A 23,009-nucleotide genomic window follows, 5' to 3' on the forward strand; every position below is an offset into this window, starting at 1 on the left:
CTTATTATTTTGTAATAACAGCAACAACTTCGTTTGCTTTTGAAACTTTTTTAACTTCTGTAAAGTTTGTGAATTTAGATTCATTAGTTGCTATCAAAATAACATTTGGATTTAAATTGTCTTGTAAAATTCTCTTTACATTAACAGTAGCTAATTTTTGACCTTTTTGGATCTTATCGTTTTGACTTACAAATGTTTCAAATCCGATTCCACCTAAGTTAACTGTGTCAATACCGATGTGAATTAAAAGACTTAAACCATTAGGCGATACAATTCCATAAGCGTGTTTTGATGGGAAACACACTTCTAATGTACCATCAACTGGTGAAATAATGTCAACCGTTTCTTTTTTAGAAATGTCAAACACAATTCCATCACCTAACATTTTTTCACTAAATACACCGTCATTTAATGTTTCAAGACCAACTACTTTTGCATCAGTAATACCTAAAATTTCAACACTGTCAACATTTTCTTCAGCTTTTTTAGAAGAACATGTTCCGTCTGGACATTTTTCTTCTTTAGCTGCTTCTTGAACTGCTTTAGGTGCTAAGTTACCTTCTTGAACTTTCACATTACTTGCTTCAATTTTTTTGAAGTATGTAATGAATTTACGAACTTCTAAGTTAACTTCGTCAGCTCTTTCACCTAACTTAATATCAACATATCTTGGTCCAACAATTGTAACTTTTTCAGCTCCAATTTTTTCTAATTCTGCTACATTAATTTTTGAACTATCTTTAACATCGTATCTTAAGCTTGTAGCTCCATTGTTAAATCCAGTAATGTTACTAATTCCACCAAGATTTGCAACTAAATCTTGAATAAATTGTGAAGGAATTTCAGATGGTTGTTCATCCTTCTTAGCAAACATTGATTTAATTTTATTTAAAAAACTCATTATTACTCCTTATTAATTAGTAAATTAATACTGGTTAATTATAATACATTAAATTCATTAAAATATTTTTAACATCCTTGTTATTATTTTGTTATGGTTTTTTTTCCATAAATGCAATTAAAAACAATGATTTAAGATAAAAGTTTTACACAAAAACACCATAATAAAACTATCTAAAGTAAATTTATTTTTTATTAAAATTAATATTTCACATTAATTAATTTTACAAATATTTTATTTATAAATAACATTACAAAACAACTCCAAAACAATTTATTTACCGATTAATCAATATGTTGAAAATTTATAATAAATATTGCTATTAAAAAATAAATAAAAATATATAATAACAATTAATTATGGATAAAGATAGTATTGTAAAGAAAACTCCTTTAGTTATATTTTCTGGACCTAGTGGAGTTGGTAAAGGAACAGTTGAAAGATTATTATTTGAATTCGATGAGCTACACTTATCGCTCTCTTGTTCTGCAACAACTAGAAAACCTCGTGAAGGTGAAATTAATGGAATTCATTACTATTTTTATGATAAATCACTATTCCAACAAATGATAAAAGGTAGAGAATTTATTGAATTCTCTTACCACTTTGATAACTATTATGGTACTTTATACAGTGAATTAACAAGAATTTCTAATCGTGGTATGACTCCGATGTTAGAAATTGAAACTCGTGGTGCTAAACAAGTTATCGAAAAATTAAAAGATGATGATAGATATAACTTAATTACAATATTTTTACTTCCACCTTCAATTGATGATCTAAGAAACAGAATATTAAAAAGAGGTTCTGAAGACAATCACACAATGAAAGCTAGATTACACAAAGCTACTGAAGAAATTGCTGAATCAAGTGTTTTTAAATATAAAATAATTAACGATATTCCTGAACGTGCAGCTAATGAAATTAAGGAAATTCTTTATAAGGAGCTAGGCATTAAATGCAATGATTAGTAAAATCTATTAAAGGTGATTTTAGAGATGAAAATCAAGATAGAGTTGAAATAATTGAAAAAGATAATACGGTTTTAGCTCTTTTATGCGACGGAATGGGTGGCCACTTCGGTGGTTCTTTTGCTTCATCAATAGCAGTAAATGTTATTACTAAAGAATTTTTAGATAATTTTAATCCTAATTTAGGAGACCATAAAAAATGATTTTATGATTTGATTGACGTTGTTAAAATCAATATGAAAAAACAGTCTGTTAATGAAGAAATGCACGATATGGGAACAACTTTAACAGCTGCATTAATTTTTAAAAACCAAAAGAAAATTATCATTTTTAATTCAGGTGACTCAAGAACTTATATACTTAATAAAAATAATGATTTAATTCAAATTACAATTGATCATAATTATTACAATCAACTAATTCAAGAGGGTTACGATAAACTAGTTGCAAATTCTCAAAGAGAATCTAAATATTTAACTAGTGCTCTAGGTCCAACTAAAAAAACTACACTTGAAGTTTTTGAATTAAATACCGAAAGTTACATGAAAACCAAAAGTATTTTGCTAACAAGTGATGGTATTCATAGTTTTCTAAATAATGATGAGATTGAACTTATTATTAAAAATTCTGATTTATCACTTAAAAACAGAATAGAAACTATTTTAACAAGTGCACAAATTGCAAATTCTAATGATAATATGAGTGTAGCTCTTATAGACTTTGAAGAGGAAGATTATGTCTAGGGGCTACGCTGAATTACCATTTAGAGAGTCGAAAGTTTACAAAACTTACACAATCTTAAAACTAATAGGAACTGGTGGAATGAGTTCAGTTTTTTTGGTGAACAAAAAGAATAAGCCAGGTGAACTTTATGCATTGAAATACCGTATTCAGGACAATAATAATAACAACTATATTCGTTTTAAGCGCGAAATTGAATTATTACAAAAAATTAGTTCTCCAAACGTTCCAAAAATTTTTGATTATCATATTGATGAAAAAGAACAATATTTTGTAATGGAATACGTAAATGGTAAAAGTTTAAGGTCTATGATAGAGGAAAATGGATTTCTTAATTCTCGTCTTGCAGTAAGCTTTGCAAAGCAAATCGCCGCCGGAATTGGAGAATTACACTCAAATGGTATCGTCCACAGAGACATTAAAAGCAGTAATATATTAATTTCAGATAAATTAACTGTTAAAATCATTGACTTAGGTATATCTATGTCAAGTGAACACAATAATCAGCGTTTAACCAAAACTCATAGCATTGTTGGTTCTGTATATTATCTTGCACCAGAATTGATTGATGATAATACTAAAATAACTAAACAAGTTGATATTTATGCCTTAGGTGTGCTTCTTTTTGAAATGTTAACCGGAAAATATCCTTTTAGCAATAAAAACGCTATTCAAACTATACAAATGCACAAAGAAAATGAGTTCCCTAGAGTTAAGGATTTTAGAGAAGTGCCTCAAGCATTAGAAAATGTTATTCTAAAAGCAACTGCTAAAAATCCAAACAACCGTTATGAATCAATGTGAGAATTTAGAAAAGATATTGACACTTGTTTACTAACTTCTCGTTCACTTGAAGCTCCAATATCAACTAAAACAGCAAAAAGCAAAAAAACTATCGCAGACTATACAAGTAGTTGAAGATTTAATGTAATTTTAATTTCTGTTTTAGTTTTAATTAGTGCGATTTTAATAACTATTTCAATTTTAATTTAGGAGAGTATGAAAGGTAAAATTTATTCAATAGTTTCAGGTATTTATGAAATTAAAAACAGTGATAATTCAACTGTTTTAATACCTGGTAGTGGTAAACTTAGGTTTAATAATTTAATCCCATTAGTTGGTGATTATGTTGAACATGATAACAAAATGATTTTGAATATTTTAGAGCGAAGAAATAATTTTATTCGTCCTAAAGTTGCTAATATTGATCAAGTCATTATTGTTATGAGTTTAAAAGAACCTGAATTTAGTTCATTTTTGATGGACAAATTTCTTTCAATAATTGAATTTAAGGAAATTAAACCAATACTTTTCTTTACTAAATCTGATTTAGTTAATGACTTTTATTGATATGAACAATATCAAAGGTGTGGATATGAAGTTTATTTAATTAACAATAACAGTGATTCAAACTTAAGTGAAATTAAACAAATTTTCAAAAACAAAACAAACGTTTTTTTAGGTCAAACTGGGGTTGGAAAAACCACGACTATTAATAGATTATCAAACAATAATTTTCAAACTCAGCAAATCAGTAAAGCGTTAGGACGTGGAAAGCACACTACTAGAGTAGTCAAAATTATAGAATTTAATGATGGAGAATTAATCGATACACCAGGTTTTAGTTCATTAGATTTAGATATAAACTCTCTTGAACTGGCACAAAGTTTTGATACCTTCAAAAAATATTTTCCTGACTGCAAATACCGTTCTTGCTTGCATATTAATGAAAATATAAATGATTGTGAGATCAAAAAACAAATCGATATTTCAATACCAAAATGAAGATATGAAAATTACTTAAAATTAAGCAAAGAAACAAAAAAGGAGAGATGAGATGAGTAAAAAATTCGTGACCCCTAGTTTATTAAATGTTGATGTAGATAAAAGAGTTGAAATGGCAAATACACTAATTGATAATGGTGTAAGTTGAATTCATTATGATGTAATGGATGGTAAGTTTGTCCCAAATCATGCTATTACAATCGAAGAAATTATTAATATATCTAAAAACAGCAAACAACACTTTAAGGATGTACACTTAATGGTCAAAAATCCAACCGATTATATCGAAGAATTAAAAGACTATGTTGATGTATTTACTTTTCACTACGAATCTCTTGATGAAGATGTTTTATTAGATTGATTAGAAAATAAAAATAATCATTATTGCAAAATTGGTTTAGCAATTAAACCAAATACAAAAATTGAAGTAGTGGAAAAATTTGCTAAATATCTTTCATTAGTTTTAGTAATGTCGGTTGAACCAGGTAAGGGTGGACAAAAATTCATCGATAGTGCTTATGAAAAAATTCAATATCTTAAAAAATTAAGAATTGATAATGGTTATGATTTTTTAATTCAAGTAGACGGTGGAATTAACAACATTACTGGACCAGAATGTTTTAGATATGGTGCAGACGCTTGCGTTGCTGGAACATTTTTGGTTGCAAACCCAACAAAAGAGCAAATTAAATCAATTTTGGGAAGAAGATTTTCAAAATAGGGTAAAAGTTTTATAAATCGACCAATTAATTTAAAATAATGCTAGTGATTTTATATTTTTAGGTTATAATTCTTTTGCTTGGAACAGTACTCAAGAGGCTGAAGAGGCGGTCCTGCTAAGACTGTAGGGGAGGCAACTCCCGCGGAGGTTCAAATCCTCTCTGTTCCGCCATTTTTTTTATTTAAAAAAATGCATAAATTCACAAAATAATTGAATTAAAGAACCATATAATAATTTATAATTTAATAACTATTTTAAAAGGAGAAAAAATGGCAAAATTTGTTGATGAAGTTAAAGTTATGTTACAAGCCGGAAAAGGAGGTGATGGAATGATTTCATTCCGTAGAGAAGCCCATGTTGATAAAGGTGGTCCAGACGGCGGAGATGGCGGAAATGGTGGTGATGTCTATTTTGTTGGTGATTTAGGAAAAAATACACTGTTAAGTTTCTACAAAAATAAACATATTATTGCTGAAGATGGTGTTAAAGGTGGACCAAAAAATCTTTATGGAGCCAATGCAAAACACACTTATATAAGAGTACCAATCGGTACCTTAGTTTACAATAATAATAAATTAGTTGCTGATGTTATTTTGCCTGATACTCCTTATTTAGTTGCTAAAGGTGGAAAAGGTGGTAGAGGAAATACTAAATTTAAAACATCTAAAAATACAGCACCTCGAATTTGTGAAAACGGACTTCCAGGAGAAAAATTTGAAGCTAAAATAGTTCTTAAAATTCTCTCAGATGTTGGTGTTGTTGGTAAACCTAGTGCAGGTAAAAGTACGTTCCTTAACGCTATTTCAAACGCAAAAGCTAAAGTTGCTGAATACGAATTCACTACATTAGTACCACAATTAGGAATGGTTGAATTTTACGAAAATAGCTTTACTGTAGCTGATTTACCTGGTTTAATTAAGGGTGCTAGTTTAGGCAAGGGTCTCGGTTCACGTTTTCTTAAACACATTGAAAGATGTAGGGTTATTGCACATATCATAGACTTTGGTGATCCAAACAAAGATCCTATTAATGACTACTTAACAATACAAAAAGAGTTATTAGACTGTAATCTAAAACTTGAATTAAAGCCTCAATTAATTATTGCTAACAAGTCTGATTTAGAAAACTTTAGAGAAAATGTTGAAAAATTCAAAAAGGAATTTCCTAATATTACACTAATTGAAATTTCAGCAATAAATCGTGAAAATATGGACTTAGTTAAAAAAGTGTTATGAGAAATGATTCAAAAAGAAACTATGAAACCTATTGAAGAAGAAGCACAAGAAATTGAAATTAACTATGAAGCTCCTTACACTGTTATTTCTCCTTATTATGGTCACTTTGAAGTTTATGGACCAAAAGTTTTGGAATTATATAATAAAATTCCATTAAATTCATATGATAATTTATTAAGATTTAATAATATTTTGAAAAAAATCGGTGTATGAGAAGCATTGATTAAATTAGATATTAAGCCTGGTGATACAGTTAATATTTATGAATATCAATTCCAATGAGAAGAAGAGTAATCTTCTTTTTTTATTCTATTTTATAGGTAAAAAGGTAAAATTAAGGTGTTGAATAATATTTAATTAAGAATACAAATTGGAGAATAATGAAAGTAAATAAAGATTTGTGAAATTGAACAAGAAAACCAAATAATTTTAGTATTTCTGATGGAAAAATTGAAATTATATCAGAACCTAAAACTGATCTATGGCAAAGAACTTATTATCATTTTAGAAATGATAATGCACCCTTATTACAAATTTCAACAAGTGAGAAATTCTTTTCTTTCACAGTCAAAACTGAATTCGATTCAAAGCATCGTTTTGACCAATGCGGTATTATAATGTACTTAGATTCAGAAAACTGAATAAAAGCTTCAATTGAATATGAAAATGAAAAATTTCAACACCTAGGTGCTGTTGTAACAAATAACGGTTATTCAGATTGATCAACTACAGAAATAGATGCAAACATTAAAAGTATGTGATACAGATTAAGTAGAAGAGAAGATGATTTTAAGATAGAATGTTCTATTGATGGAAAAGAATTTAAACAAATGAGAATCTGCCACATTAATAAAGCTACAGATAAAATAAATTTTGGTATTTATGCCTGCAGTCCAGAAGATTCAAGTTTTAAAGCAACTTTTACAAAAATGGAAATTACTGAGTGCAAATGATTAGCACACGATGGCCAACAACCAGATAAATAGACAAAATAAAAAGCAGAACTTTTTAACGGTTTTGCTTTTATTTATTTTTAAATGCTTTTTCTAATTCATTAAAATCTAAATCTGAAGTGAAACTTAATTTTACATTTGCTTTACTAAAGTCTTCATTTGAATTATTTGTAATAGCAACTGAAAAGATTTTAGCCGAATGAATTGATTTAAGTCCTTCAACAGAATCTTCAATACCAATACATTCATCAGTGTTTAAATTTAATCCTTTTGCAGCAGCTAAGAAAATATCAGGAGCAGGTTTTCCATTTGCTACGTCAGCAGGATTAACTATAAAATCAAATTTATCATAAATGCCTAATTTTTCAAGTATAACAGGAGCATTATAACTACTTGAAGCAATTGCTAGTTTAATATTTGCTTTTTTAGCATCGTCAATTAACTTACTTATTCCTGGCAAAATAGAATCTTTTTCTAATTTTTCCGCAAGAAATGATTTATATAATTCATTTTTTCTTGTACATAAATCATCTAAAATAACGTCTGAAGGAACTGGTATGTTTTTTAATTTTAAGATTGCTAATAAAGTGTCTTTTCTTGGTAAACCTCTAAGACCTTCATTTTCCTCTTCAGTATAATTTATACCCAATTCTTGAACAATTTCCTTTCAAGCTAAGTAATGTAATTTTGCCGTGTCAGTAATTACACCATCAAGATCAAACAAGATACCCTTAAGCATGTCTAACCTCAAATTTAAGTTCATCATTTGTTAATTCAACCAATGAATTTCTAACTCATAATTTAACACTTTGACCTTGTTTTACGGTTCTAACAGTAAAATGATCCTTATTAACATTTACTTCAATCAATGTATTTAAATAACTAAATTTATATCTTAATTTACTTCAATTTTCTGGAAGAATTGGATCAAGAGTAATTTTATCATCATAGTATGAGAGACCACCATAACCAAAAACGATCATTTGTCAAATAGCTGCTAAACTACCTGCGTGAATTCCTGCATCAGAAGAGTGCATATTTTGTCCCATATCAATATCCAATGCATATCTAAATAATTGGTAAGCTTTTGACATTTTTCTTAATCTAATTGCTTCAATTGCATAAGTTGCAGCACTTAGTGAAGAATCGTGTGTTGTAATTGGTTCATAGAATTCAAAATTTGCTTTTCTAGTTTGATAATCATACAACTCAGGCATTAAGTATGTAAGTAAAACTACATCAGCTTGTTTTACTAATTGAGAACAAAGACGTTTATGTCCTTCTTTAGTACTAAATAATTTTTTACCAGCATCTCCTAAAAGTTGGAAAGGAGTTACATCAATTCTAGGTAAAGCTAAAAATTGGTCATTTTCAGCAATAATTAAATCTTTATTAGGATTTTGTTGTTTTAATTTTTGTGAAACTTCTTTTAATTTATCAACATTAACTGCGTAAGGAATTTTAGATTCGATTTCTTTAAGAAGTTGAGGGTTATTTTTACTTAATTTTTCAATATAATTAAGCGCTAAGTCGATATTGTATTTAGCAAGTCGATTTATGTAAGCGTTATTATCGATATTACCTTTATATTCATTTGGACCCATAACATCGTTGATTGAATAAGTTCCATCATTTTGTTTTTCAGCTCTATTTGAGTAGAAAATGGCTGTATCAATAATCATTTCATAACCCATTGTATCCATAAATTGTTGATCTTGAGTTATATTGTAATATTGATGAATTGCAAAAGCTACATCGGCTGAAACGTGAATCTCTTGTCTTCTTGAAGCAATTGGAACTTGTTGTCCGCTAACAACATCTGCTTGACCTCAATATGGACAAACTTCTCCATCTGTTGGTCATGCCATTTCTCAAGGATATTGAGCACCTTCTAAATTACTTTCTTGTTCTCTTAATTTTACTTCTTTAGCTTTATTACGGGCTGATTCAATTCCTCTGTATCTATAAGTTAATAAATTACGAACAATTTTTGGTTCAGTAAAAAGATAGTTAGGGTTGATGAAAAATTCAGTATCTCAGTAAGTGTGACCTTGATATCCTTCTCCAGAAAGACCTTTGGCTCCAACGTTTAAGAATGTAGAATGTTTTGGAACAAAACTGTTTAAGTGGAAAATACCGAAGTCTAAAGCTAATTTTTCATATTCAGATTTTTCATCGCCAACAATTTCAACATCGAATTGATTTCAAACTTTTTCATTCATTTTTTCAATCGACTCATTTTTAAGTGTTTCATAATCACTTTGTTGTAAAAATTCTAGTTTAAGATCAGCATTTTTTACAACTGTTTCATCACTTAAAATTTCATTAGCATCGTCAACTGAAGTGTGAACTGACATTAATTTGAATAATTCTAATTTATCACCAGCTTTAGTATTTGTTTTAATATTAAATCTAATTAGTCTACGCTTAATTTCGATTACATAATCATCAGTACCACCTTGAATTAACTCTCCATTAACTAAAAATTTAGTAACTAAGTTATGCACAACTAAACGTTTACTAAAAGTGGTTTTTTGTTGCATTCTAAGCGAAGTTTGAGTTGGTCTTAATTTTGAACCTTCACTAAAATGTTGGGTTCCACTATTTGTTACAGTAGCATCGATCGAAGGATAAATACGTACATCTATATTTTCCTTATTGTTTAATTCTAAAACTTCGATAGTAATTTTTTGACCATAAACATTTAAGTCACTTTGTGAAACAAAACGTTCAAAGTTAAGTTTAAATGTTCCATAGCTACGTTTAGCAATTATCTCTCTAGTTAAAATTCCTTTTTTAATATCGAGTGATTTTTTGTAAATATCGTTATTTTCAATTTGAAAAACAACTCCATCTAAGGAGATTGTATTTGTCATTAAATCAGCAAGATTAGCTAATTCACTAACTTCATCTTCACTGTCTTTATTAAAAATACCGTTTACAAAAAAGTCTTCTTTATTAAATACTGATTTTTCTTCATCTGCACTTCTTATTCCTAAGTATCCGTTTCCTAGTGAAAAAATACTTTCAGTTTTAGCAGTAACATTTGGATTAAAAATTTCTTGAGAAATAACTTTATTTTTTGTATCGTATTTTAAATAATTCATTTTTTAACCTTTCAAAATCATGATTGACTCATATGGTCTTAAGTATTTTTCAGAATTTTTATTGTCTGAGTAACTAGATAAAATTAATTCACCATTTACTCTTTCAAAATTTAATTCATTTGCAGTCATATTAATGTAAAAACACATTGTTTGACCATTTAATTCACGAATAACTTCAATTGCACCATCTTTCTGCAAGTTAACTTTTGCAGTTCCATTGATAAATAAATCGTGGAATTTTTCAGTTCTTAAGTTAATTAAAGTTTTGTAGAAATTAAAGATACTTTCAGGATCTTTTTTATCGTTTTCAACGTTAATTTCTAGTGCACGATTACAGTTTTTGATTCAAGTTTTTGCTCCAGTATTAAATCCAGAGTTAACCGAATTATCTCATTGCATAATTGCACGACCGCTATCACGAGAGTTAATGTTACATCATTTTAACATTTCACTTTCACTGTAAATTTTCTTTTGATCAACTAATTCAGCGAACCCGTTGTGAATATCACAATCCATAAATTCTTCGCGTTTAGAGAAAATATTATTTAGTAAACCAATTTCTTCACCATAATAAATACATGGAATTCCTTTAGCTGACATCAATAAAAGTGCATGAGTTTTAGCAGATTCTTTTCTAAAGAATGTTTCAGATCCTCAACGACTTACACTTCTTGAAGTATCATGATTTGATAAAAAATTTGTGATCATTCAAGGTTTGATTTGGTCATTTTCTTGAAATTCCTTAAATTGTTTAGCAAAGTTACGATAATCTCAGTTTGCATCATAACCATTTCTACCAGTTCTACCTCAACCTATTCATCATCAACAGAAATTATAGAAATTATCAGATACTTTATCTTTTCCTGAACCATATTTAATTGTTTCTTCAACATTAATTCCGCTTGATTCACCTAAAATAAAGGCATCTTCTTTACCTTTAAGAGCAACTTTATTAAACTCTTTAAGGTATTCTACTGCACCATCACATCAAGCAAAAGCAGGGTTAGAATCTATATTATCAAAAGTCTTTGCAATGTGCTTAATAGCATCAAAACGAAATCCTCTAACACCCAAGTCGTATCAGAAGTCAATAACACTGCTCATTGCTTTAATTGTATCTGGATGTGCTCAATTTAAGTCCACTTGTTCTTTTGCAAATAAGTGAAAGTAATATTTGTTGACTGATGGAACAAATTCTCAGGCACTTCCACCAAAAATACTCATTGCTTTTTGCTCTTCAGTGCTTAATTTTTCTCTTCAAATAAAGTAATTGTGTTCCTTGTTTTCAACTGATTCACAAGCTTTTTTGAATCAGTCATGTTCGTTTGACACGTGATTTAAAACAATATCCATAATAATATCAATACCTTTTTCGCGTGCCTTAGTTGTCATTTCTTTAAAATCTTCAAGTGTTCCTAATTTACTTCAAACATTTTTATAGTCTAGAACATCATATCCGGCGTCAACAAAGTTTGTATCATAAATAGGACAAAGTCAAATAGCATTACATCCAAGTTCTTTAATATGATCTAATTTAGCAGTAATTCCTTTAAGATCTCCATCTCCATCATTATTTGAATCATAAAATGATCTAGGAAAAATTTGGTAAATTACTCTATCTTCTAATTTTATTGTTTTCATTATTTCTCCTTTAAGATAAGTGAGGTGTGAGGTGTTATACGTTTTTTATCACCTTTAAATTTGATTTTGTTATCAAAAACAACATCATAATTACTCATATCGTAAATATAATCCTGTTCTGAAAAATTGTGAGCAATTAAGTAAGTTTGTGAATCATACTTAATTTCATAAATTAAAATTCCTTCGTTTTCATCGACTACTTTTAATTTAACATTTTTGTAAACTTCTTCAGTTGATAAAGTGAAAATTTTACTTTGATTTCTAAATTTATTTAATTTAGCAAAGAAATCAAACACATATTCTTTTACATAGTAATTCTTAAGATGGTTTCATTTTAATGAATTAACAAAATCGGTTGTTTTATAACTATTAGGGTGATATCTGTTTGATTCAGGTTCATCATTTAATTCGTCATAATAATTACTTTCAATAGTTCTTTCAAAATCCATACCACTTCTATCAGCTGGTTTAGATTGAAGCAATTCTGTACCTGCTAAGTGTAGAATTCTTCCTTGAGTAGTTGCAGTCATAATTAAAGCTTGTCTATATCTTTGAATTCTTTCTAAAAAGCTTAATTCAGTTGTTGAAACATTTAATTTATCTCAAAGTGTAAAACCATCATGACAAGCATTGTATTGTAAATTCATATCTACATTAGAACAGAATAGGTCATATGCTTTATGACTATAAGCATAATTTTTAAAGTCATAATCAATTAAGTTACTTACGACTGAATTAACATAAGAAAGAAAATATGATTTAGTAAAATCTGCGAATAAACCTTTATCTTTTGAGTGATCTGAACCTTTAATTGCATTTCTAGTTGTATCGTTAAAGTAAGCAAAATTAATATCATTAGTTAAAAAACCTTTAACATAATTCTTATCGTAAGCTAAATCAGTAAATGATCAAGCTTCTCCGTGAAGAACAACATTTTTCTTTATTTTGCTTAACTCTTGATAAATAATATCTGTTGTTTCTTTATCAATGAATGAAGAAAGGTCAAAACGATATCCATCAACATCAAAATATTCCATAAAATATTTTAGAGAGTCAACAATTAATTTTCTAACCATAAATCTTTGTGAAGCAAGGGGAGGATAACTTACTGGATTAATCTTAGACTCATTTCTAAAATAGTATCCAGGCAAAATATCATTTAATGTATTATTTGTAAATAAATGATTATAAACTACATCCAAAATAATTCCGATATTATGTTTATGCGCATCATTTACAAAATCTTTGAATTCATAAAGTCTAGCATATGGATCATGAGGATTTGACGAATATGAACCATTGATACTAAAATAGTTTAGTGGATCATAACCTCAGTTATAATTTGTGTTTCATTTTTGACCATCATTTTTATTTAACTTTTTGATATTTGTTTCATCCAAAGTATAACAACTGTGAATTGGTAGAAGTTGTAAATGATTAATTCCAATTTCATTTAAATATTCAAATATACCTGCTTCTCGAGCTGCATTAAAAGTACCGAAACGACTCTTAAATTTGTTTTGATCAAGGCTTGAAGTATAATCACGAATATGCAATTCATAAATATTTGTCTCTCTTGGTAATAAGCCACTATTTCATCTTGGTGAATTACCTTTAATTTTTTCAATATCTACAATGGCACTTTTAACTTTTAATTCTTCTCCACCATCTCATTTAACTGCAGAAAGTGAAAATGAATATGGGTCAGTAGCTAATTTAGTCTGATTTTCGTTTTCGACTTCATATAAGTAATATTTTCTTTCATAACTTTTATCTAATGTTATTTCTCAAACATTAGAGTTTTTGTTCATATTTAAGATTTCAATTTCAGTTTGATCTTCTGAATTTTCATAAATATAAATTCTTACATTCTTTGCAAATGGTTGTCATAACTTGATAGTAAATTTATTATCTTTAACATGTACTCCTAAGTCATCACCATCATAAAGATAAGACTTTTCTAAATTATCGAAATCGATTAAATTTCTAGTAAAAAAATTGTTATTTTTCATAGCTAAATAATTATATAAAAGTAAATTTTTTAACCTTATAATAAGGTTTAATTCTTGAGTGGTCAATTATATTGATCTTACTTGTTTATAAGTGCAATAATAAAAAAATCACTAGCTTAGATAACTAATGATTTAATGAAAATTCTTGATGATAGAAAGTAAAATGTTCTGGTTTAATATAATATTTTCCAGCTATAGAAATACTATCTTCATCATAACCATAGAATGAAACAACAACTAGAAATTCATGGTTAAATTTATTGACTTTTTCGTAATTTAATCTATAAACAATATTTGTTAAACCATCAGAGTTGTTTAAGTAATCAATTAAACTCTTATTCTCTTGAATTTCACTACTTTCATTCACATACTTACCAGAAAGATAAATCTCCCCTTCAGCAACTAGTTCGCCTTTTATAAAATATTCCTTTTCAAATTTTTCAACCCCATTAACAAAAATGATTTGATTATTAATTATTCATTCAGGTAACTCAAAATTTCTTGTTCTTAACTTGACTGTTTGTTTATCACAACCAATTAAATAAGAAACTGGTTTAATTAAATTATGGAAGTTTTCAGCTACAAAATGTCCTCTTTTACTAATAGAGTAAATTGCTCCTAATGCTTCTAATTTTTGATAGGCTGCAACCACAACAGATCTAGAACAATTAAACCTCATCATTAAAGCATGTTCAGAAGGCATAATTTTATTTGTTGGAATTTTTTTACTTTGAATTAATTCCATTAAGTAATTTATTATTTGTTGAGTTTTCTTTACAGGTTTATTCATATTAATTATATTTTACAAAATTTTTATTTATTTTCTTGTTAGTTTATATAATACACAACTATTTTTAGGTAAGTTTACGCCTCAAGAATGATCTTCCGCTTTGAATGAGTATAGTGTTTTAAAATGATATTTTCTTGAAATTTTACCCATTCTTTTATTAGTATTTAAGTGGTTGTTAAATGCAAAAAGTAAAAATTCATTACTATTTTTATTCTCACTTCTAACAATAACACTACTATAGTCATCTGCATCTACAAAATCAAAAGGATCATGAATTGTATTAGGATCAGTTTTTTTAAGATAAGTATTATTTTGTCTTATTTCATTCATCAATGAAATCATTTTATAAATTGAATCCTCTTCATTAATTACATTTTCAACTTTTCCTATTGTAGAAGAGATATTCAAAAATACATTAGCATGACTTGCATCAATTTTCTTTTCAACAATAGCACAATTTTCATTTTCGTTAATTCAATTTAGTGGTTCTCTTAATCCAGGATCATCAAATATTCTTGTTGAGTAATAACATAATTCATCTGCATAATAAATAATTGGTTTGGCTGGTAACATTAATAATTGTAAAAGTGCTATTCTTTGAGCATCTTTTTCATCACTAGTTAAACCAATAAAATACTCTTCTGAATCAATAGAAATTTTTGAAACTTCACGACGATAAACATCTAATCAACGATTGGTGTCGTGGTTTTCTAAAAATGGTACTCAAACACTATCTTTAGAAGTTTTTTGATACATTTCACAAATATCTAAAAGTTTTTTGTAATCTACCCTTGTATCAACATGGTCTTTAAAATGTTCTCCACCATCATAGATAGTATTTAATGAAGTTTTATTTTTGTAAGTCAAATATTCCATTGCTTTTCTATGATCAGCAAGTCACTCACCAATCATAAACACTTCATTCATATTATATTTTTCAGTTATAGAATTTGAAGCTTCTCTAAGCATTCTGAAAATTTTAGCTTCATTAAAATTGTTTTTTGTTTCAGATTCACTACTAAAAAACTCTGAAAACGCATCATATCTAAAACCATCAACCCCAATTTTTGTTCAGAATTTTTGAATTTCACATAACTGTTCAATGACATCGGGATTATCAAGATTTAAATCAGGCATCCCAGCTCAAAATCTACCGATATATTTTTTATTTGTTCCACCAAGAGGAGTATCTAAATTAGGATATCTTCTTCTGTGCGATTCTGAATCAACTCTTAAATCTGTATCACTTGGATCACGATCGAATTCATAATATTCTTTAAATTTTTTATTGTCAAATAACGCTTCTTGGAATCATGGATGTTCATAAGAAGTGTGGTTAAACACTAAATCAATATAAACTTTAATTCCTTTGTCATGTGCTGAACTTAAAAATTCAATAAAAGCTTTCATTCCTCCAAGTTGTTCAGCAACATCACAGTAATTCAGTACTGAATATCCATGATATGAAGTTGCAGGATGAATAGGACTAAGAAGTAAAGTGTCTACTCCAAGATTAACAAAGTAATCTAATTTATTTTTTAATCCTATTAAATCACCAATACCATCGTTATTTCCATCTGCAAAATTGTAGATGAGTACTTGATAAATAATTCCACTACGTTTAAATTCTTTTAATGGACGGGCCATAGGTGCATCAATCCATAAATTTCTGTAGTCTAAAGTTTTTTTGTATCCGTATTTTTTATTATCTCAATTTGCTATATTTTTAGCGTTTTCATTTATTTTTTTGTCGTAGAATTCGACTGCATATTTTGATAAATTTTTCATGATTAAATTTTATCAATAACTTTTATCCTTTTATTTTTAATCTTGACACGTTAAGAAAATAAAAGCTGACAAATAAATTTGCCAGCAATTGTATTAATTATTAATTTCTTTGAATTTCTTAGCAAGAATTATGTCTTTTTTAAGATATCCGAATGAACTTTTTGAAATAAATGTAAGTACTAAAAGAATAAAACTTAAAGCAAATCCACTAAATGCATCATAATATGGAATTTTATCACTATAAACATTAACTCAGAATTCAGTTCCAGCAAGTTCTTTTTTAACTTGTACAACTAATTCCTGAGGTTGTAAAGTCAAGTAGATGAACATAACAACTAAAATTATTGTAATTAAATACAAGATGTATTTATATAAATTACTTCCATTAAATTTATTACTAAATAATCCATAAATAATAGTGTTACTGATAATAAATATAAGTAAAGAAGCACAAACAATAATTGAACCAAAAACAGTTGTTAAATATCTAAGTTGATAAGTTGTTGAATTATACTCAATGCTTTTTAACAATTCTTCTGGTTCTACTTCAGTAAGATTTTTTCTTAGTCAATCGAATTCATAATCAATTCTATTGTGAAGTCTAAAGAATAAATTGATGTAAATTACTGCAACAGCTAACGAAATTATAGAAACTAAAATCACAGTAATTTTTCTTGAAAAATAATTTTTCATATTAATTAATTCTTAAAGTTGTTTCTGAGTCGAAAATATGTGCTTTTTGAGTATTAAATTCAACGAAAATTTCACTAAATAATTCAAATTCCATGTCATTACTACAGTTAGCAATAATTTCGATATCACCTGAAAGTTTAACTGCAACCAATTGATCTTTACCGATTAACTCAATGTTAGTAATTTTACCTTTGATACTATCTTTAGTTGATTTTTTATGAAGTTTAATATCTTCAGAACGGTATCCAATAGAAATTTTTTGTGAATTAGTTATATTTTTTCCGTGAGCGCTTTCAATGTCGATTGAAATTTGCTTATCAAAAGAGATAAATTTATTTTCTTCAAAAAATCCTTCAATAATATTCATTGTAGGCGAACCAATGAATGTGGCAACGAATAAATTAGCTGGTCTAAAATATAAATCACGACCAGTTCCACTTTGTTGGATTTTACCATCATTAAATACCACAATTGATCACCCATGGTCATAGCTTCTAATTGGTCGTGTGTAACATAAATACTTGTAGTATTAAGCATTCTATGAATATTAACGATTTCACGACGCATGTTTTCACGAAGTTTTGCATCAAGGTTTGAAAGTGGTTCGTCCATTAAGAAAACAAGTGGTTTTCTAGCAATAGCTCTACCAATAGCAACCCTTTGACGTTGTCCACCAGAAAGATCTCTAGGTTTTCTATATAAATAATCATCAATTTTTAAGATTTTAGCAACATCTTTAACTCTACGGTCAATAATATCTTTACGTTCTTTAGCTATTTTAAGACCAAAAGAGATATTATTGTAAACATTCATGTGTGGGTAAAGAGCATATGATTGGAAAACCATAGCTATGTTTCTTTCGTTAGGTAAAAGGTTGTTGTAACGTTTATCATTGAAAAGTAAATCACCTTTAGTAATCGAGTTAAGTCCAGCAATCATTCTTAATAAAGTAGTTTTACCACAACCTGAAGGTCCTAGAAAAATGCAGAATGTTCCTGGTTTAATTTCAAGATTTATGTTTTCTAAAGTATATTTTTCGTTTCCTTCATACTTTTTAGAAAGATTAACTAACTTAATATGAGCACCATTAGTAGTTTTTGAAACTTCTCCTACTTCATTAATTAATTTATCTAAATCAACTGTTTCTAAATCAAAATCTTGTTCAATATCAATATTTTCTAATAATTCTTTTTTCATAAATTATCCTTTCACGGCTCCATCACTTAAACCACCCACTATGTATTTTTGCAAGTACATAAATAAGCAGAATGCTGGAAGTGAAGCTAGTAATGAACCAGCACCATAAGCACCAGCGTTAACATATTTAGCATCTGTGTTAATAAATGTATCTAATCCAACAGCTAAAGTCTTTTCAGCTTGAGTTCTTAAAACAAACTTAGGTAAGATAACATCAGTAAATGGAGTTAAGAATGATCAAAGCGCAACCATAATTAGAGCAGGTCTAATAACAGGCACTAAAATTTTAAAGAATAGTCCTCAGTTTGAACAACCATCAACTTTTCCTGAATCGTCTAGCTCAGTTGAAAGAGTATCAAGATAGCTTTTCAACATAAAAGTATTTGATGCAATTGCCCCACCACTATAAATTAAGACTAACATAATTTTAGGACTTAAACCAATACTTTCTCCAAGTCCAACTAAAATGTATAAACAAATAAGCGAACTAGTAGCTGGAATCATTTGAAGAAGCATAATGATTGTTAATGAGTGTTTTGAACCAGCAAATTTAAATCTTGAATAAGCATAACCATTTAATGCAACAAAGATTGTTGAGATAATCATTGTTAAAACGGCAATAAAGATTGTGTTTCCGTATCATGTTAGGAAATAGCTTCTTTCACTATAAAATAAGTACTCAAAGTTATCTCATCCAAATTTAAATGGATATACAGAAATAATACGACTATTAGCAACGTTAAATGCTGAAATAATAAGCGAAACAATCGGGAATAAAATTATTAATGATCAGAATAATAAAATCCCATAATTAATAAATAATCAAACTATTTCAATTGGTGTAGGAGGTTTTTGATCTGAATCGTTTAACGAAATTCTCTTAGGTTCTAAACGTTTTTGTTTTACTCTATTTTGAATTTCTTTACCTAATTGATTGTAAAAAGATTTTCTTTTAAGTAACATTAATCCCTCCTTGACATTGATTTAATAAATCCTTTTGCAGCGATAGCAATACTAAATATTGAGGCAAAAGTAGTTAATGCTGCAGCAAAGGCTTGGTTACCTTCGATTTGTACTGCTCCAGTAGTTAATTTATAAACTCATGAAATAATAATATCTGTAGATGCTTCACCAAAAGCGGTTGGGTTAGCATAATCCGGACCACCACCAGTGAATAAACTGATTGTTGTAAAGTTGTTAAACGCACCAACAAATTGACCAATTAACATTGGAGCAATTGAAAGTAGAAGTGAAGGTAAGGTGATTTTAAGGAATACATCTTTTCCTTTTGCACCATCAACACTAGCAGCTTCATAAATATCTCTAGGAATAGATTGAAGATTTCCAGTTACTAACATGAAGATTCAAGCATAACCAATTCATGTTTGCACTAAAATAACTAAAACTCTAGCTGTGTCGATTTCATATAATCAGTTTTTACTTTTACTTAAGATTCCAAGTCACATTAATACACTATTCATATATCCATATTCACCACCTTGGAATGCATTTCTTAAGAACATAATTGTAATAAACGCTGGAATTGCTCAAGGTAAAATAAAGATAACTCTAAAAATTTTTCTTCCTTTAATTCTAGGATTATTAGCTAAAATTGCAATAACAATTCCAAGAGTTATAGGAATTAAAGTTGAAGCAATTGTTCAAATTATTGTTCAACTAATAACTCTACTTAATGATAAGAATAAATTATTTGTTCTGAAAACTCATCAAAGTCCTCATTGTTTTAGACCTACTCAATCAACAGCTTGCGTAGGAGCCTGGTGTTGATATCCATAGTTAGTGAATGAAAGTAGGACACTTGTAATAATTGGGGCAGCAACAATAAAAATCATTAATACTCAACCACCAATAGAAATCATTCAAGGGAATCCACCTGTTTTCATTCAACGTTTTGTATGGGTTCAGTTAGAAGGTCTAGAACCTTGTTCTAATGATTTTGCAACTCTAAATGCTGAAACTGAACAAATCACTAAATAAATAATTGCAAATATCATTGCTAAAATAGAAATAACAGCTCCAAAAAGGTAATAACGTGCATCAGGAAGAATTCCTTTATCAACATCCATTATTCCTTTACCTAAGTCATATAGACCAGGGATACCATTCATCTTGCTTCAGTATGCACCAAAAGAGAATGGAACTATTAAGGTTCAAACTATAATAGCACCAATAAATAATAAAATTCCTTTAAGTCTTTGTTTAAAGAATAATATTTCAGGTATACCAGGTAAAATGAATCCAAGAATTAGTGAATAATATCTAAGATTTTTAATACATTCAACTGGTATAGATTTTTGTGCTTCAGTTATTTTTGAATCATATAGTTTTCTATTAATTTTCTTTTCAGCATATTTTCTAAAACTTTGTGTTTTAAGAATATTTTTGTTTTTAAATACTTCTGAATTTAATATCGCTTCTCTATATGCTTCTTTATAAGCGATCTTAAATTCTATTTTTTTATTTTGAAATGCTTGTTTAGTAATTTCTTTGTGTTTTTTTCTATTTTTTAGGTCTTTAATTTGGTTTTTATAATTATTTTTAAGCTCTTTTTTGAGGTTTTTGAATTCATTTTTTTCTTTGCTAAGTTGGTTATTTTCTTTTAAAAGAAACATTGAGTACTTAGCTTGAATTCGTTCAATGATGAATTTTTCTCTAATTTTTTTATCTTCAATAACTTTTTCATAAAGTGCTGAAGCCTCAACTTTTTTGAATTGTGACTCATAACTAGTTTTTTTAAGCACTTCTGCACAAGAAGAAAGATAATTAGATTTTATGAATTTTTTAACTTCGCTCTTGATTTTAAGCTTGTTTGCATAAGTGAAGAAATATTTATTAAAGAATTTTTTACTTTTTTCATCGTAAACAACATTTTCTTTTGTTTTTTCAACAAAAAGATCGAATTCTTTTTTAACTATTTCATCTATTTTACTTAATTCAATTTTTAAGTTTTGTTTATAAATTCTTTTAATGGATTTTAATTTTTGTTTAGTAGTAGATTTTAATTTATTAATTTTGTATTTATTGTTTGCTTCAATTTCTAAGATTTTATTTTTGTTTTCTTTAATTTTTTGTAAAGATTGTTTCTTGATATTTTTAGCTTCAACTTTTTGTTGTTCAATTTTTTGGTTGTATTCGTATTCTAATTCGATTATTTTCTTTTTTGCAAGAAGTTTTATATTACTTCTTTCGATTAAAAATTTCTCTTTTTCAACCTTTTTAGTATTATTTAATTCTTCTTTTAAATTTTGTTTTTTGAGTAGAAGATTTTGTCTAGTTTTTTCTAATTCAATAAATAAATTAGTGAAAAATTTGTTTTTGTCTTTTAAACTATCTAATAACTTAATTTCATATTCATGCAACTTAGTTTGATTTATTAAGTTAATATCAGCTTGATCACCTGGATTAAATTTTTCATTTAGTTTCAAATAAATTAAAGCAACTGAAAAAATACAATATTTTTTGAATAATTCAGTCTCTTCAAGATTTGTTTTATTAATTAATTCACTTATTAAAACATTTTTTCTTGATACTTCATCTGCTGTTTTTTCTAAGGATTTTAAAAAATCTTTTGCGTAAACGCGTAGGTCTTTCTTTTGTTTTTGAATTTTATTAATTTCAAAATTTATTAATTTTTGTAGACTTTCAGCATGTTTTAATCTTTTGATAGAATCTTGAATAACTTTAGTTTTATTTTTAAAGGCTACTTTATGACTTGATAATTCTCTTTTTAGATTACTGTTGATTTTGTATCTAGCTCTAAGAAATAAATCTTTTTCAATTTTATTTCTTAAGTTTATTTTATCAACTGTTCTTGTATAAATGTTTCTGGTGTTATGTTTATACGCTTTTAAATTACTTCCGGTTTCTGGAACAATTAAGTCAAATTCTTCACCATACCAGTTATACAACTTCAAATTATCCATAAACTATCTCCTTCCTTTATTTCTTATAAATTCAAATTCTTGAATTCGTCTATCTCTATATAAGATAAACATATAAACTGCTAGTGAAATTGCGACAAATAAATTGCCTAATGATAACAACAAGCCAAGGGATTTTTGGCTTGTTGTTATTTGTTCTCATTGTATAAATGGAATTCCTATTAGTATAATAAATATTATTATAAAAGCTATATAGAAACCATAACCGCAACTAAGTTTACCTCTTAGCAAAATAATATAAATTAGGAAAAAGATAAGTATTAATGAGTTAGCGATATATGACAATATTTTGGACAAAGCAAAATTATTTAAATATTGTTCTGCTAGTTTTTGAATTTCTTCTTTAGATAAACTCGGATCACTGATCTGCGGTTTTTCAATTGGAAAGACAAAGAATGAAGTAATTCAAAATATAGAAACAAAACAAATAAATGCAATTCCACTAAGATAAAGATAAAATTCTCGTTTGGTTATGTTTCTTCTTAGTTTTTTATAGAAATTCATATTTCAAT

At 27.7% G+C, this 23,009-nt stretch carries 20 protein-coding genes and 1 tRNA gene; 8 read left to right on the top strand and 13 right to left on the bottom strand.

What is annotated here, in order from left to right:
• Positions 1–4 precede the first annotated feature (4 nt).
• Positions 5–901, bottom strand: a complete 897-nt coding sequence (locus FRW55_RS02090) for a PTS glucose transporter subunit IIA (protein ID WP_146368530.1) — start codon at positions 899–901, stop codon at positions 5–7.
• Between the two features lie 359 nt (positions 902–1,260).
• Here FRW55_RS02090 and gmk point away from each other — a divergent pair, with 359 nt between their 5' ends.
• From gmk to FRW55_RS02130, 8 genes are all read left to right on the top strand, one after another.
• On the top strand, positions 1,261–1,872 hold the full coding sequence (gene gmk / locus FRW55_RS02095) for a guanylate kinase (RefSeq protein ID WP_146308513.1): 612 nt from the start codon (positions 1,261–1,263) through the stop codon (positions 1,870–1,872).
• Complete coding sequence (locus tag FRW55_RS02100; RefSeq protein ID WP_146368531.1) at positions 1,860–2,615, top strand: PP2C family protein-serine/threonine phosphatase; 756 nt, start codon at positions 1,860–1,862, stop codon at positions 2,613–2,615. The genes gmk and FRW55_RS02100 overlap by 13 nt, the downstream gene beginning before the upstream one ends.
• Positions 2,608–3,606, top strand: coding sequence for a serine/threonine-protein kinase (locus FRW55_RS02105; protein ID WP_146368532.1), 999 nt, complete (start codon positions 2,608–2,610; stop codon positions 3,604–3,606). Before FRW55_RS02100 ends, FRW55_RS02105 begins: the two co-directional genes overlap by 8 nt.
• A 6-nt stretch (positions 3,607–3,612) precedes the next feature.
• A complete protein-coding gene (gene rsgA / locus FRW55_RS02110; protein ID WP_146368533.1) occupies positions 3,613–4,458 on the top strand; it encodes a ribosome small subunit-dependent GTPase A in 846 nt (281 codons plus the stop codon).
• On the top strand, positions 4,451–5,119 hold the full coding sequence (locus FRW55_RS02115) for a ribulose-phosphate 3-epimerase (RefSeq protein ID WP_146368534.1): 669 nt from the start codon (positions 4,451–4,453) through the stop codon (positions 5,117–5,119). Before rsgA ends, FRW55_RS02115 begins: the two co-directional genes overlap by 8 nt.
• Before the next feature lie 80 nt (positions 5,120–5,199).
• Positions 5,200–5,290, top strand: a tRNA-Ser gene (locus FRW55_RS02120).
• A 98-nt stretch (positions 5,291–5,388) separates the two neighbouring features.
• Positions 5,389–6,648 carry a GTPase ObgE gene (gene obgE / locus FRW55_RS02125; protein ID WP_146368535.1) on the top strand — a complete coding sequence of 420 codons (1,260 nt, stop codon included), beginning with the start codon at positions 5,389–5,391 and terminating at the stop codon, positions 6,646–6,648.
• A gap of 86 nt (positions 6,649–6,734) precedes the next feature.
• Entirely contained in the window at positions 6,735–7,340 is a 606-nt protein-coding gene (locus tag FRW55_RS02130) for a DUF1349 domain-containing protein (protein ID WP_146368536.1), read from the top strand.
• A gap of 37 nt (positions 7,341–7,377) precedes the next feature.
• On the opposite strand, the gene pgmB is transcribed toward FRW55_RS02130, so the two are convergent.
• The 12 genes from pgmB to FRW55_RS02185 form a co-directional block, all read right to left on the bottom strand.
• Positions 7,378–8,046 carry a beta-phosphoglucomutase gene (gene pgmB / locus FRW55_RS02135; RefSeq protein WP_162848280.1) on the bottom strand — a complete coding sequence of 223 codons (669 nt, stop codon included), beginning with the start codon at positions 8,044–8,046 and terminating at the stop codon, positions 7,378–7,380.
• Positions 8,039–10,414: a glycosyl hydrolase family 65 domain-containing protein gene (locus FRW55_RS02140; RefSeq protein ID WP_146368537.1), complete on the bottom strand. Its 2,376-nt coding sequence runs from the start codon at positions 10,412–10,414 to the stop codon at positions 8,039–8,041. Before FRW55_RS02140 ends, pgmB begins: the two co-directional genes overlap by 8 nt.
• Positions 10,415–10,417: 3 nt before the next feature.
• Positions 10,418–12,055: an alpha-amylase family glycosyl hydrolase gene (locus FRW55_RS02145; protein WP_146368538.1), complete on the bottom strand. Its 1,638-nt coding sequence runs from the start codon at positions 12,053–12,055 to the stop codon at positions 10,418–10,420.
• Positions 12,055–14,067 carry an alpha-amylase family glycosyl hydrolase gene (locus FRW55_RS02150; protein WP_237025358.1) on the bottom strand — a complete coding sequence of 671 codons (2,013 nt, stop codon included), beginning with the start codon at positions 14,065–14,067 and terminating at the stop codon, positions 12,055–12,057. The genes FRW55_RS02145 and FRW55_RS02150 overlap by 1 nt, the downstream gene beginning before the upstream one ends.
• A 124-nt stretch (positions 14,068–14,191) precedes the next feature.
• Complete coding sequence (locus FRW55_RS02155) at positions 14,192–14,857, bottom strand: winged helix-turn-helix domain-containing protein (RefSeq protein WP_146368539.1); 666 nt, start codon at positions 14,855–14,857, stop codon at positions 14,192–14,194.
• A 27-nt stretch (positions 14,858–14,884) separates the two neighbouring features.
• The gene (locus tag FRW55_RS02160; protein ID WP_146368540.1) at positions 14,885–16,645 is read right to left on the bottom strand and encodes an alpha-amylase family glycosyl hydrolase; all 1,761 of its coding nucleotides are present in this window, start codon (positions 16,643–16,645) and stop codon (positions 14,885–14,887) included.
• A 93-nt stretch (positions 16,646–16,738) separates the two neighbouring features.
• Positions 16,739–17,338, bottom strand: coding sequence for a hypothetical protein (locus FRW55_RS02165; RefSeq protein ID WP_146368541.1), 600 nt, complete (start codon positions 17,336–17,338; stop codon positions 16,739–16,741).
• Position 17,339: 1 nt separating this feature from the next.
• Entirely contained in the window at positions 17,340–17,705 is a 366-nt protein-coding gene (locus FRW55_RS04220) for a TOBE domain-containing protein (protein ID WP_336603145.1), read from the bottom strand.
• Positions 17,609–18,535 (bottom strand): ABC transporter ATP-binding protein, encoded by a 927-nt coding sequence (locus FRW55_RS02170; RefSeq protein ID WP_336603146.1) that lies wholly within the window; start codon positions 18,533–18,535, stop codon positions 17,609–17,611. The genes FRW55_RS04220 and FRW55_RS02170 overlap by 97 nt, the downstream gene beginning before the upstream one ends.
• A 3-nt stretch (positions 18,536–18,538) precedes the next feature.
• A complete protein-coding gene (locus FRW55_RS02175) occupies positions 18,539–19,498 on the bottom strand; it encodes a sugar ABC transporter permease (protein ID WP_146368542.1) in 960 nt (319 codons plus the stop codon).
• Positions 19,498–22,479: an ABC transporter permease subunit gene (locus FRW55_RS02180; RefSeq protein WP_146368543.1), complete on the bottom strand. Its 2,982-nt coding sequence runs from the start codon at positions 22,477–22,479 to the stop codon at positions 19,498–19,500. Before FRW55_RS02180 ends, FRW55_RS02175 begins: the two co-directional genes overlap by 1 nt.
• Before the next feature lie 3 nt (positions 22,480–22,482).
• A complete protein-coding gene (locus tag FRW55_RS02185) occupies positions 22,483–23,001 on the bottom strand; it encodes a hypothetical protein (protein WP_146368544.1) in 519 nt (172 codons plus the stop codon).
• Positions 23,002–23,009: the final 8 nt, after the last annotated feature.

Origin of the sequence: Mycoplasma anserisalpingitidis (assembly GCF_007859615.1) — a bacterium.
Classification (GTDB): Bacteria; Bacillota_I; Bacilli_A; order Mycoplasmatales; family Metamycoplasmataceae; genus Mycoplasmopsis; species Mycoplasmopsis anserisalpingitidis.